Raw genomic sequence first — 12,993 nt, 5'->3', positions numbered from 1 at the left:
TTTATTAATAAAAAGCGAGCATTTCTTGATTCAATCAAGAACCTGCCCGCCTCGTTTATCGTTATAGCAACATTCTCAAAAACGATTCGAAATTCACGCCTGCCTCTCTCGGTATCTGTTCGTTCGCCGTCGCTTCGATGGCAGCGGTTAGGAAACTCTCCGCCAGCTCCATCGTCTCTGCAACATCTTGGCCGCGCATCATGCCACCCATGATGACGGATGCAAATAAATCACCCGTTCCGGAATAGCTCACCCCGTTATATTCCTGAAGACTGTGAAACGAACGGTTCACGTCGATATACATATTGCCAACTTGTCTTGATTCCGAAATGGCTGGTGGGTTCAAACCGGTAATGATGACTTTGGCGTCGGTCATTAACTGTAATTGGCGCCCCGCCTCCTCAATCGCGAGCATATAATCTTCGTTAGCTTGATAACTTTGCAACTTGTCATACGGAAGGCCCGTCAGCAAACAACACTCCGTTACGTTAGGCGTAATGATATCCGCACGCTTCACGAGTTCCTTCATATAGCCAATCAGCTCGTCCGTAAAAACGTCATACAATTCTCCGCGATCGCCCATTACCGGGTCGACTAGCAGCGTTGTCTCTTCCTTGTAAAACGTATGTAAAAATGAAAAGATATTTTCAATCTGCTCTTTTCCTGTCACAAAACCTGTATGAATGCCGTCAAAAGCAGCGCCCAATTTGCTCCACTCGTCTACGAAATGATTCATCTTCGCTGTCAAATCTTCGCAATAATAGCTCGGATACTCGGTTTGCGACGTCAAGATGGCAGTGGGCAGCGGAACTGCCTGTACACCCATGACGGACAATACCGGAATCGCTGCCGTGAGCGAGCATTTTCCGAAGGATGACATGTCTTGGATGACCGCAACTTTCTTCATTAGAATTCCCACCTAACTCGTCAATTCTTTTATATTCTACATCGTACCACAACAAGGAAGACGCAGAATCAATGACGAATCATTTTTTTACAAACTCATCTGACCCCTACTATTTATCCTGAACTGAACCTTTTGCGGTGGTCAGTCTTTTGATAAAGTGAAGTTATTCGAAAAATCCTAATTAGTGAGGAAGAGGAAGCGAACATGCAAATTACACAACGCCAAACCCATGCAAAAACGCATGCTAAAACATTCGACTTAGTGCTTACAGCCATTTTGGCAACACTGGTCCTTGTTTCAACGATGTTCATTAATATTAAACTGCCAATCGGCCAAGGCGGGTTGATCCATTTAGGGACAGCTATGCTGTTCATCATAGCTATTCTTTTCGGACCAAAAAAAGGAGCATTGGCCGGAGCCATCGGAATGGGCTTATTCGATATCTTCGGAGGCTGGCTCATTTGGGCGCCAACGACCATTGTAGCCCGTGCCTTGCAAGGCTATATCGTCGGTAAAATCGCTTGGTCGAACGGCCGCCGGGGCGATAGCATCAAGCTCAACATAGTAGGAGCTATCGCATCGATGCCAGTCATGCTGGCGGTGTACTATGTCGGGCAAGGGGTCATGTATAACAACTGGGTTGCACCAATGGCATCCATTCCGGGTGACATCATTCAGAACGTGGTCGGTCTAATGATCGCAATTCCTCTCTGTGTCGGACTGAAAAAAACACCGTTCTTCCGGAAGAAATTTTAAATTGTCAAAGCAGTGAAGACAAAGTCGTTCTTTGACTTTGTCTTCACTCAATTTTAGGGATAAATATGATTAGTAGACATATCCCTCAGCCTGATTGAAAACGCTTGTCAAGGAAGGCAACCTAAGAGCGCCACGTCCTGTGGCGACGGTTGCATGACTCGCTTCCTGCGAGCCCGCGCGAAGTGGAGCGAAGATGCGAATAGAACTAAAGTTCATGAGCGGACGAGCGACACGAGCAACAACGGATGCGAGCGTTTGTCAACAGGCTGAGCAGTGAAGAAGGGCTATGTCCTTTCTTCACTGCTTTTTCTTTACATTCATCTTTATCCGATCCTGAACTGATAAGGCGTCATGTCTGTCTCCTCTTTGAACCGCCGGCTGAAATACGTCGCATGAGTAAAGCCGGTCGAGTGGGAAACTTCGGCAATCGGCAAATCAGTCTCTTTCAACAAACGCTTCGCTTCTTCTATACGGGTTTTCAGCAATGCCACGCTGAAAGACTCGCCTGCTTCCACTGCATACTTCCGGCTCAACGTACTTTTATGAATCCTCAACTCTTCCGCACATACCTCCAAGTTCCAGGAAGCATCCCAATAATTAGCCGCAATTCGTTCTTGCACTTTATCGGCGAGTGACCTCTTGCCTTCCGCAATTCCTTCAGTACTTTGAAGCAGCTCCACAATGAAGGATAAGAAGGACCGAATGATATGATACATGATCGGCTCGCGGATAACTGACTCAAATAGCGTATGATAAGCATGTTCAATTTGTTGCGACTTCAATGATTTCGCGGTCATATACCGGCGGATTTGCGCGAGTATGCTTGTCAGCCGGACGCGGACCATTTCAGGATCCGGAAAGGGAGAATCCAATGTCAGGAAATCCTGTTCCATCCACTCCCGGATTACTGCCACTTGTCGCTTTTCAAGCATTTCCACCCATTTGCGCTGCTCGATTGGCGATAAAAACGGATCCATGTCCCGCCAATGAAGATCTTCTTGTTCAATCGTCAAAATATCATAGCCGTCATAAAAAATCCGCTCGTGATACTTGCGCATTTTTTTATAAAGTTCCCGGTACGTCCAGCTCCGGCTTTCATCCGCATGCAAATAAACTGTCAGCAAGGCGTCCGATTGGCGTTTCCACTGTGCGAAAAAGATTGAATAGGCCTCTTGTAAGACGTGCAAATCTTTCAGCTGATGGACGACGAGCACAAAATCCGAAAACGGGAAAATGTCATAGTGGAGCGGAAAATCATGCAATTCGAGTTCGCGGACAAGATGATCGAGCTCGTCCAACCGCGATGGCGCGATTAAACTGAAAAGCACAGGGGTTTCCGCCTTTGTCTCCCCGATAAGGAAATCCTCGTATGTGGCGCCTGCCTCCCGCTGTTGGACGGGTCCTTTCAGCTGCGGCCTTTCATTCCGCCAGCGGAAGCGGATCTGCTGAACTTGTTTGACGAGACGGTCGGGCTGGAACGGTCGGAAGAGGATATCTTCCGCTTTCAAGGAGAGCGCTTTGTAGACTGTTTGGAATGTCCTTTCGGAGGAGACGCCGAGCCAGATGGCGTGCGGCGGCAGCTCGAATTCCGCTGTCATGATGTAGTTCATGTCGATAATGTAGAGATACGCATCTGTTGAGGCGTCCGCGCCCTCTGCAATGTCCACTTCTACGTCATTCCACTGGGAGGTGAGCAGCCATTTGAGCCCTTGCGCTTCGAGAGGGTCTTTGATGAGCAGTTGGATGTTCATAATATCGCCTTCTTCTCAATCGGTAGTTGGAATAATCATAATCCAGCTATATACTGAAGGCAAGAAGTCTTCTTTGGGAAGGGATGAGGGTTATGAATGAATCCATTTGGACAGGAAGGATCGACGATGCCGTAAATCGCACAGCTTTCCGTTATCATCAGGTTGTCGAAACAGTAGATATACGGGCGGCGAAGGACGGATGCGTAATCATAGGATTTGAATGTGAGGAAGGCGTCCGGCGGAATAAAGGGCGGCTCGGCGCGAAAATAGCACCGGATGCATTGCGCACCGGGCTAGCAAATCTGCCGTGGAGGTTCGAGGAAACAGCTCGGCTATTCGACGTCGGCAATGTTGCTTGTACAGGCGAAGAGTTGGAAACTGCCCAGCAAGAACTCGGAAAAGCGGTAGGAATTCTGCTTTCAAACGGTGCAACGCCGATCATTCTCGGAGGCGGGCATGAAACGCTGTACGGCCATTATCTCGGCGTGCGTGAATTTTTAGGCCCGGACGCCTCTCTCGGCATCGTCAACATCGATGCCCATTTCGATTTGCGTCCTTACGACGAACAGCCTTCTTCGGGCACAATGTTCAGGCAGATTTTGGAGAGTGATGCGAATGCGAGCTATTTCGTCGCGGGCATCCAGCGGTACGGGAATACGCAGGAACTGTTCGACCGCGCAGATCTGCTTGGCGTTACATACGTGTATGAGGATGAAATGATTCCCGGCCAGCTCGAAAAGCTGATGGATTCATTGGAAGCCTTCATGGACAAGCATGATGCTGTGATGCTGACTTTGTGTACTGACGTCTTGAACGCGGCGTTTGCCCCTGGTGTAAGCGCGCCTTCCCCGTTCGGAATTGAGCCGTCGACCGTGCGTGCGATTATCCAGAAGGTCACAGGACATGCGAAGACGCATTCCTTCGACATTTGCGAAGTGAATCCCGCATTGGACGAAGATGGGAAAACCGTGAAGCTCGGCGCTTATTTTGTGAATGAAGCGATTGCGGGGTTCATGAAAAATTAATTTCATTAAGCATAAAGGCAATCTTAGGTTAATTCCCCACTAAGATTGCCTTCTTTTCTTACGCTAATTGTTCACTAAACTGAGCCAAGTCCTCAAAGCTAGTAATATCTCTCTGAAAAAGGGGGACATAAAGGATGTCTTGGTTCTTGAACGTCCTCTCTATCATCTTTACATATTTCCGCTCATGCTCTTTCCGTTCAGTCCAAAACTCACCCTCGACCTGTGCTGGGAGCATCTTATTGACGACAATCGACTTCACTTGAAGTGAATGCCGGTTCAACAAATGGATCGCTTTTTCCGTTTCCAAGATTGGCAGCCGTTCCGGGTTCATAACGAAAATAAAACCTGTCGTCTGCTGATCCATTAATAGTTCACGGACTCGGGTAAAGCGTTGCTGCCTCTCTGATAACACTTCAAAAATCGGATCTTCCACCGGCTCACCGTCATTAAGCAGACGCGAGTAATTAACATTCGCCTTTTTTCGTTTTTCCAACAAGCCATGAATCCACACACCCATCAGGTCAGGAAGCGACAGCAAGCGGATTGTATGGCCAGTTGGCGCAGTGTCGAACACAATTTTGTCAAAATGTTCGCGTTCCTCCAAAATAATCGTGACCAGTTTATCGAAAAGGGCCGCCTCGTCCGCTCCTGGCGATGCTTTTGCCGTGTCCAACTGGCGATGCACTTCCTCCATCATACTGGAATGGACGACACCCTTAATATTGTCCTTCACCCCAGTAATATACCGTTCCGTCTCAAGCTGGGGATCGATTTCCAGTGCCACTAACCGATCCGCCACCTCGACCGGCTTGCCGCCGATCGTTCTGCCGAATATGTCACCGACATTATGGGCTGGATCCGTTGATACTAAAAGTGTGCGGTTCCCGGATGCGGATAAGCGGTGTGCAATGGCCGCAGCTGTTGTCGATTTGCCCACTCCGCCCTTTCCGCCAACAAAAATGATTTGTTTCGTCAATACGTCCATCGTTTCTCCTCATTTCAGCAACAGCGGATGCCATGCATCGGAGACTTCTCCATGCCCATGCGCAAATGCCATTCGTGGAATTTTTCGATCATATGCGGATAGAGTTCCAATGTGTAATAATACGCCGGATTCGGAATGCCGATCATTTCGGAATATAGGAGGAGGAAAAAGAGATCCTCCTCATCCCTCAACTCTGAAGCAATTTCCCTGCGGTGGGGCAAACTTATGACTTCTTCGTAGTACGAAATCAGCTTTTTCAGGGCATCAATCATGGTAAACCTCCCCCTACTACTCTTCCAAGTCCGTTGAAATCTGCTGATTATTTTTGCCGGACAAGGCGGAGAATGCAGTCAATATGATCCAAACCGCAAAGACGAAAATGATTGCGCCAAAAATGAAAAGCAGCCAGTTCGAGCTTGACCCGAACCATGACCATTCATAGACCACTTGCTTAAACATCGCCAACAGTGTCATGAATAGCAGGAAGATCATCGGAATGACGACCACCAGATTATTCCTTCCAAGCCGCTTGAGCCAAACTGCGATCAGCAGTAAACTGATGCCTGCCAACAATTGATTCGCAGTTCCGAACAAAGGCCAGAGCAAATATCCGCCCGATCCGAATCCATTCGGTCCTTCCGGCAAAAGCACAAGCGCGGCACTTGATAATACTGCAACCGATGTCGCCACATGCTTCTTTGACAGCTTAGGCATGTTGTATTCCATGCCCAATTCCGCAATGATGTATCGCATTAACCGGACTGAAGTATCCAATGTTGTTGCGGCGAAGCTAATGACAATGATCGATACGATCGTCGTTGCCACTTCAGCTGGTATATACAAACTTGTCGCCAATTTACTTGCCCCTTGTACGAAAACAGTCAAACCGGAGCCATTTGCCGCACCGAAACTGCTGTAGGTTGCAAGGAATGCATCTTTATTCGGGAAGAAGGTGATGACCGCAATGATGGAGACAAGTGCTAAAATACCCTCGCCGACTGCTCCAAGATAGCCGACAAATCGCGCATCCGTCTCTTTATTCAACTGCTTCGATGAAGTTCCTGACGAAACGAGTCCGTGGAAGCCTGATATCGCTCCGCATGCAATTGTAATGAAAAGAAGCGGGAACCACGATACGTCAGATGTTGCATTCGTCATTGGAGCCGTGATCGTAGGATTTGCGAAAAGTAAGCCTAAGTAGAGAATGCCAAGTCCGACTACCAATTGGTGTGAATTGATGAAATCACGCGGCTGCAACAGTTGCCAAACCGGCAGTGTGGAAGCGAAATAGACATATACCATCAGAATGACAATCCAAATGAAGAAGGCCGTTGATACAGCACCAAGTCCGAACAGACCGGCTCCTTCCGCCCCGCCCATGTACTTCACAAGATCAATCTGCAAGAAACCCACTTTACTGGAAACAACTGCCGCTATATACATAACAGCCAAAGCGATGAGCGAAGGTACAAGCAACTTTTTCTGCCGCTTATAAACGGCTGTGCCAATCCAAATCGCCAGAGGAATTTGAATGAAAACCGGGAAAACGCTTGCTGGGAATTTAATGAACAAATTAGCGATGACCCAAGCAAATACCGCATTCACCATCAACACTAAAATGAGGATAATGAACAAGAACAGAATTTTTGCCCGTTGTCCAATGAGGCGGTTCGCTAACGTACCAACCGATTGGCCTTTATGGCGAACGGATAACACCAAAGTTCCGAAGTCATGGACGCCAGCAGCGAATACAGTTCCCAGAACGACCCATATCACAGCCGGCAACCAGCCCCAATAGACGGCAATTGCAGGTCCCACTATCGGCGCTGCGCCTGCGACCGATGTGAAATGATGTCCCCAAAGGACAAGCTTATTCGTCGGCACAAAGTCGACCCCATCTTTGTACCGATGCGCTGGCGTCACATAATTCGGATCTAATCTGAAGATCTTTTCAGCGACAAATTTTGAATAAAATCGATAACCCAACGCAAAAACAATCATCCCTGCCACTGCAACAATAATTGCACTCAATCTCCCTTTCCTCCATTCCGTTTCTATTTGCACTTCGTTCCGAGTAGCTCAAAACGAAGGTATTTCCCTTATTATCAGCTAGTACAATCTATTGTTAGGGACAACTACTTATGACCATTACAAAAAGATTGTGACGGGAATGCATATACGTAACGGATGGTTGGCAGGAACGAGCTACCTTGCAGAACTTTATTCAATTTACCCGGTTCTTCGGTTCATTTCCCTCCAAAACATCAAAGATCGCCTGTGCGTTCAATGCCATCATCGCCTTCCTCGTCCGCATGCTTGCGCTGCCGATATGCGGAACCGCTGTGACGTTTGGCAACGTGAGCAATGGATGGCGGATCGGAACCGGTTCCGTTTCATAAACGTCGAGTCCGGCCGCAAAGATTTTTTCATTTTTCAACGCGTCATATAAAGCCACTTCATCGACGATGCCTCCGCGTGACACGCTGATGAGGGTCGCCGTTTTCTTCATGAGCGACAGCTCCCGTTCACCGATCATCCCTTTTGTCTCTTCCGTGAACGGGGCGAGGATGACCACATGGTCGGAGCGTTTCAAGAGGTCGTCCAGTTCAACGAATTCGGCTCGGTAATCTTTTTCCACATCGAGTTTCCGGTTGCGGTTATGGTAGAGCACATCCATGTTAAACCCATTCGCCCTGCGCGCCACCGCCTCACCGATCCGGCCCATACCGATGATGCCGATCGTCGTCCCGTGCACATCCATTCCGGTGAACCCCATCGGCGTCCACGACAGCCAGCCACCTTGACGTAACTCCTTTTCAGCGGAGTTGAACTGGCGCGCTGTCGCAAGTAGTAGTCCGAACGCGAGATCCGCCGTCGTTTCCGTCAGCACATCGGGCGTATTCGTCACGATGATGCCTTTCTCCTTCGCCGCTTCCGTATCGATATTGTTGAAGCCGACCGCCATATTCGAAATCACTTTCAAATTCGTCGCACTTTCCAGCATGTCCCTGTCAATCACATCGGATAGCATCGTCCAAAGCGCGTCGACTTGCGCAATTTCTTCCCTCAAAACCGCTTTTGTCACCGCCACCTCTTCCGAATCCCACATCCGGACAGTAAACTTTTCTTTAAGCGGCGCAACTACTTCATCCGGCAGTTTTCTCGTAATAAACACACTCGGTTTCATTCCAGCCCCTCCCGTTTCTCTTTTTATCTATTTTAGCACAATTCAGTCGGTTCATTTCCACCTTGCAAAAAGTTATCGATCAGTTGAGCGGAGTTATCGTTCATTCATGACCTTGGACTAAGCCACTCTTGCTCTCAGCGTCATTGGCAACGCGATATCATCGTCTTGGAAAGTTACCACTTATTTCCCGGTGTATATCAATCATTTCCCGACATTTATCGATTAATTAGGCGGACATATCGATTATTTCCCCATTTATATTGATCATTTCCCGAGATATATGGTCATTTCGTGACTAAAGACCCTCACCTACAACAACAAAAAACACCCTGCAAGCCAAATAGGCGACAGGGCGTAACTTCATTCATCCACCAATATAACTCATATCGATCTTCTTCCTGTTTTTCACCGTCTGTTCCGTCCGCTCGTCGGAATAGCGGTCCGCCCTACGTTCCCACACGCCGACGATTGCGTCCCGCAGCTCTTCATCCGACATGCCGCTGCGGATCAACTCCCGTAAATCGAATCCGGATGAAGCGAACAAGCATGTATACAGCTTGCCATCCGACGACAGTCTCGCGCGCGTACAAGTCGAGCAGAACGATTCCGAAACCGATGTGATGAAACCGACTTCCGCATCAGTGTCCGCATAACGGTACCGCTTCGCCACTTCGCCGTAATAGTCCTCTTCGGTCGGCTCCAACTCGTATTCCTTACGCAGCATTTCATAGATTTCCTTCTTCGTGACAACACTGTCGAAGCTCCAGCCGTTGTCATTGCCGACGTCCATGAACTCGATGAAACGCAATGTAATGCCTCGCTCCTTGAAATACGCCGCCATCGGAAGGATTTCGCTTTCATTGACGCCTTTTTTCACGACCATATTCACTTTAATCGTAAAGCCGATGTCCTTTGCCCGGTCGATATTGGAAAGGATGAGATCGGGTTTGATTCCGCGTCCGTTCATTTCACCAAAAATGACGGGATCGAGCGCATCGAGGCTCATGTTGAGGCGACGGAGACCCGCATCGTACAGCGGCTGTGCATATTGCCCGAGCAGCACGCCGTTCGTCGTTAGTCCGATATCCTCGATCCTTTCAATCTTCGTCAGCTTCGCAATCAAATCTGGAAGGCCTCTGCGCATGAGCGGCTCGCCGCCCGTCAGACGAAGCTTTTTCACGCCGAAAGACGCAAACAGCTTCGCAAACCGCTCCATCTCTTCAAACGATAGAAGCTCTTTTTTCGGCAAAAACACATAGTCATCGCCGAAAACCTCCTTCGGCATGCAATACGTACAACGGAAATTACAGCGATCCGTCACCGAAATCCGCAAATCCCGGATCGGGCGGCCTAATTTATCTACAATCGGATTCACCTTCGTCAACTCCTTTCCAGGATATCCGGAGTATTCGCATTCATGAATATCCGATGGGCGTCATCTTCCGTCAGCAATTCCCCTTCAATCCACCGAACGCCATGTTTCTCCTGAACATCCATGACCCGCCGCTTGCCGTTCTCAAGCGCTTTTTTCAAATCCGGGCACGTAATCCCATCCCACACCGAGACGAGCGGATGGTATTTCCCGTCCAAAACGACAGCGGTCACCCCCGAACTATGGCATTCGAGCAAACGCCCTACAACATCGGCTGTCATAAAGGGCATATCACAAGGAAGGACGATATAGCGATTGGCGCGTAATTTTTCCATTCCGGACAAAATCCCTGCAATCGGCCCTTGCCCTGCAAACGTCTCCACATCAGTCGTCACTTGCAAATCCCCTGGAAACCGTCCAACCAATTCGGGACGCGTCACGATGACGATTTCTTCGCAGTATGGCGATAAAGCTGCAAGCGACCATTGATAGAAAAGGCGCCCTTCCCATTCGGCAAACGCCTTCGGGGAACCGAATCGGCTCGATAATCCGCCAGCAAGTACAATCCCTGCCGTCTTCATCAGCCACCGCTCACTGGAGGAATGAAAGCACACACATCACCCGACTTGATGACGTCGTCTTTCAACGCGTACTCTTCATTCACCGCCACTTGCACATTGTCCGCACCGAATCCCGGGTACGATTCCTCTGCCCAATCAAGCAGTTCAGCGACCGTCATCGAATCGCGGTTAAGCGTCTCTTCCCCTTTTCCAGTCAACTCACGCAATCTCGCAAAATAATTCACTTTGATCATGTCTGTTCAACCCCCTTTGCAGGATATTTCTTCTGAGCACCGATCCACTCTTCCCCGTCTTCCCAAATTTCCTTCTTCCAGATGGGCACGACTTCTTTAATACGGTCGATGGCGTATTCATTCGCCTCGTAAGCCGCTTTCCGGTGCGGCGAAGAGACCGCTATGACGACGGCAATATCCGAAATTTGCAGCTCCCCGATCCGGTGAGCCATCGCGACGCGGATCCCCGGCCACTTCGCTTTCATCTCCGCTCCGATTTCCGCCATCTTCTTTTCCGCCATCGGGACGTACGCTTCGTAGGAGAGATAGAGAGTCTTCACTCCATTCGTCCACTCCCGCACATTGCCCGTGAAAACCGTAACAGCGCCGGCTGAGGGATGAAGCACATAATCCATATATTTTTGAACCTCTATCGGTGTTTCAACGATTTCATATTGTTTCATCGCCATCTCCCTTTCCAATCCAGTGCAAAAACCATTCGTCTATCCGCTCTTCTTCCTCACGGGAATGAATATGACAGCAATTCGTCTCAATTTCAGGACACCCGATGACGAGCAGCCTACCTCCCAATTGACACAATGTGTCCCAGTCTTCCAAGTTTCTTAGCAAAACGACTTTATCCCCTGTCTCACCTTTATACCCTTCAATCAACAACACATCCGGATTGCCGATCGATGCCATTTCTTTCAGTCTAGCGAACTCCGGCTCTTCATTCCAAATGAATTGAACCGCTCCGCCGCCCGCAACGAGCGTTGTATCCGCACCATTTACCAAAAATTGCGACGTATCTGTCGAGGATTCGCCCAAGTCCGGCTTCCCGCCATGCCCATGATGCTTCAGCACAGCAACCGACAGATTGTTTTCTTTCAATAAACGGACCCATCTCGAAACCAACGTTGTCTTGCCGCTATTTTTATAGCCGACGACATGCAATGTCTTCACAACGTCCACTCGCTGACGCCTTGCTCACTGCCGACTAACAGGATATCGACTTTATCACCCTCGACGTAACCCCTCGTCCCGCTCGGCAAGACGATTAGGCAATTCCCGCGTGCGATCGACGATACCGCATTCGATTTATTGAATCCTGCAGGCACGGCGATTACCCCGTCCGTCGTCAACTTCCACGTCGCGCGGATGAAACGTGTGAACGGATTCGGCTTCGTGAAATCTTCGCCGAGTTTTGCGGTCATGTGCGGCATATAAGGGGCTTTTCCCCCCATCATCGCAAGGATTGCGGGTCTTGTAAACAGTTCGAACCCTGTGAAGCAGGCGGAAGGATTGCCGGAAAGACCGAATAAGAACTTGTCTCCGAGAACCGCAACAGTCGTCACACTGCCGGGGCGCATCGCCACTTTGTTGAATAAAACCTTCGCGCCGAGCCGCTCGTAAATCGCAGGCAAATAATCATAATCCCCAACGGATACGCCGCCCGTAGTAATAAGGAGATCTGTCTCTTCAATCGCCTTTTCAACAATTGATGTGCAAGCATCCAGATCGTCCGCCGCCATGCCGTATGACTTATAGTCAATGCCCATCCGCTTCAATTGCGCGCGAATCATCGGGCCGTTCGAATTTCGGATTTTGCCCGGTACGAGTTCATCCGCCACATCGAGCAACTCCGTACCCGTCGATAAAATCCCGGCAACTGGCCGTTTTGCGACCTTCACTTCCGCATAGCCGAATGTTGCGAGCAAAGCGATGGTTCCTGGGTGGATGAGTGAGCCCGCTTCGATAAGCAGTTCCCCTTCCTTCGCGTCCTCGCCTTTGTATGAAATGTTCTCTCCCGCTTCAAAGGACTTGCGCAACGTGAAGCCGCCGTCCGTTTCGACCGTCTGTTCGAGCATGACGACCGCATCCGCGTTTTCCGGAATTTGCGCGCCTGTCATAATCCGATATGCTTCCTTTTCACCGATCGGCTTCTCTCCGACATGACCCGCACCGATTTCCCCGACGACTGAGAAAGAAATCCGGTTGTCGCCCGCTGCACCTGCAGAATCGAGCGACCGTATCGCGAATCCGTCATAAGGCGATCGATCAAAAGGCGGTACATCGTGCTTTGCGATGATCGGTTCAGCCAACACTCTTCCGTAAGCAACCTCTAAGCTGACCATTTCCGTCCCGATCGGCGTGGCATGGTCCATCACGAACCGGACCGCCTCTGCGACAGGGATCGGTTTTCTCATTTCCACCATT

At 49.4% G+C, this 12,993-nt stretch carries 14 protein-coding genes; 2 read left to right on the top strand and 12 right to left on the bottom strand.

The features are described from left to right. Positions 1-61: 61 nt before the first annotated feature. Positions 62-907 (bottom strand): pyridoxamine kinase, encoded by an 846-nt coding sequence (locus NIT04_RS01330; RefSeq protein WP_252501814.1) that lies wholly within the window; start codon positions 905-907, stop codon positions 62-64. 204 nt (positions 908-1,111) lie between these two features. On the opposite strand from NIT04_RS01330, the gene NIT04_RS01325 reads away from it, so the two are divergent. Then, positions 1,112-1,663, top strand: a complete 552-nt coding sequence (locus NIT04_RS01325) for an ECF transporter S component (protein WP_252501813.1) — start codon at positions 1,112-1,114, stop codon at positions 1,661-1,663. 323 nt (positions 1,664-1,986) lie between these two features. Here NIT04_RS01325 and NIT04_RS01320 read toward each other — a convergent pair whose 3' ends face one another. Continuing rightward, positions 1,987-3,414 carry a response regulator transcription factor gene (locus tag NIT04_RS01320; protein WP_252501812.1) on the bottom strand — a complete coding sequence of 476 codons (1,428 nt, stop codon included), beginning with the start codon at positions 3,412-3,414 and terminating at the stop codon, positions 1,987-1,989. 92 nt (positions 3,415-3,506) lie between these two features. Here NIT04_RS01320 and hutG point away from each other — a divergent pair, with 92 nt between their 5' ends. Then, positions 3,507-4,439 (top strand): formimidoylglutamase, encoded by a 933-nt coding sequence (hutG, locus tag NIT04_RS01315; protein ID WP_371922480.1) that lies wholly within the window; start codon positions 3,507-3,509, stop codon positions 4,437-4,439. 58 nt (positions 4,440-4,497) lie between these two features. Here hutG and NIT04_RS01310 read toward each other — a convergent pair whose 3' ends face one another. The 10 genes from NIT04_RS01310 to glp form a co-directional block, all read right to left on the bottom strand. Beyond that, positions 4,498-5,424 (bottom strand): ArsA family ATPase, encoded by a 927-nt coding sequence (locus NIT04_RS01310; protein WP_252501810.1) that lies wholly within the window; start codon positions 5,422-5,424, stop codon positions 4,498-4,500. A gap of 14 nt (positions 5,425-5,438) precedes the next feature. Beyond that, positions 5,439-5,696 (bottom strand): cory-CC-star protein, encoded by a 258-nt coding sequence (locus NIT04_RS01305; protein WP_252501809.1) that lies wholly within the window; start codon positions 5,694-5,696, stop codon positions 5,439-5,441. 16 nt (positions 5,697-5,712) lie between these two features. Next, positions 5,713-7,455: a carbon starvation protein A gene (locus NIT04_RS01300; RefSeq protein WP_252501808.1), complete on the bottom strand. Its 1,743-nt coding sequence runs from the start codon at positions 7,453-7,455 to the stop codon at positions 5,713-5,715. Between the two features lie 193 nt (positions 7,456-7,648). Beyond that, positions 7,649-8,611 (bottom strand): D-glycerate dehydrogenase, encoded by a 963-nt coding sequence (locus NIT04_RS01295; RefSeq protein WP_252501807.1) that lies wholly within the window; start codon positions 8,609-8,611, stop codon positions 7,649-7,651. A gap of 364 nt (positions 8,612-8,975) precedes the next feature. After that, the gene (gene moaA, locus NIT04_RS01290) at positions 8,976-9,986 is read right to left on the bottom strand and encodes a GTP 3',8-cyclase MoaA (RefSeq protein WP_371922479.1); all 1,011 of its coding nucleotides are present in this window, start codon (positions 9,984-9,986) and stop codon (positions 8,976-8,978) included. 5 nt (positions 9,987-9,991) lie between these two features. Continuing rightward, positions 9,992-10,564 carry a molybdenum cofactor guanylyltransferase gene (locus NIT04_RS01285; protein ID WP_252501805.1) on the bottom strand — a complete coding sequence of 191 codons (573 nt, stop codon included), beginning with the start codon at positions 10,562-10,564 and terminating at the stop codon, positions 9,992-9,994. Next, positions 10,564-10,797: a molybdopterin converting factor subunit 1 gene (moaD, locus tag NIT04_RS01280; RefSeq protein ID WP_252501804.1), complete on the bottom strand. Its 234-nt coding sequence runs from the start codon at positions 10,795-10,797 to the stop codon at positions 10,564-10,566. The genes NIT04_RS01285 and moaD overlap by 1 nt, the downstream gene beginning before the upstream one ends. Then, on the bottom strand, positions 10,794-11,240 hold the full coding sequence (locus tag NIT04_RS01275; RefSeq protein WP_252501803.1) for a molybdenum cofactor biosynthesis protein MoaE: 447 nt from the start codon (positions 11,238-11,240) through the stop codon (positions 10,794-10,796). Before NIT04_RS01275 ends, moaD begins: the two co-directional genes overlap by 4 nt. After that, a complete protein-coding gene (mobB, locus tag NIT04_RS01270) occupies positions 11,227-11,748 on the bottom strand; it encodes a molybdopterin-guanine dinucleotide biosynthesis protein B (RefSeq protein ID WP_252501802.1) in 522 nt (173 codons plus the stop codon). Before mobB ends, NIT04_RS01275 begins: the two co-directional genes overlap by 14 nt. Continuing rightward, on the bottom strand, positions 11,736-12,992 hold the full coding sequence (gene glp, locus NIT04_RS01265) for a gephyrin-like molybdotransferase Glp (RefSeq protein ID WP_252501801.1): 1,257 nt from the start codon (positions 12,990-12,992) through the stop codon (positions 11,736-11,738). Before glp ends, mobB begins: the two co-directional genes overlap by 13 nt. Position 12,993: the final 1 nt, after the last annotated feature.

The sequence above is a fragment of the Sporosarcina sp. Marseille-Q4943 genome (genome assembly GCF_943736995.1).
Lineage (GTDB): Bacteria > Bacillota > Bacilli > Bacillales_A > Planococcaceae > Sporosarcina.
The sequence above is the reverse complement of the archived record's forward strand: the minus strand, read 5'-3'. Positions and strand labels throughout refer to the sequence as shown.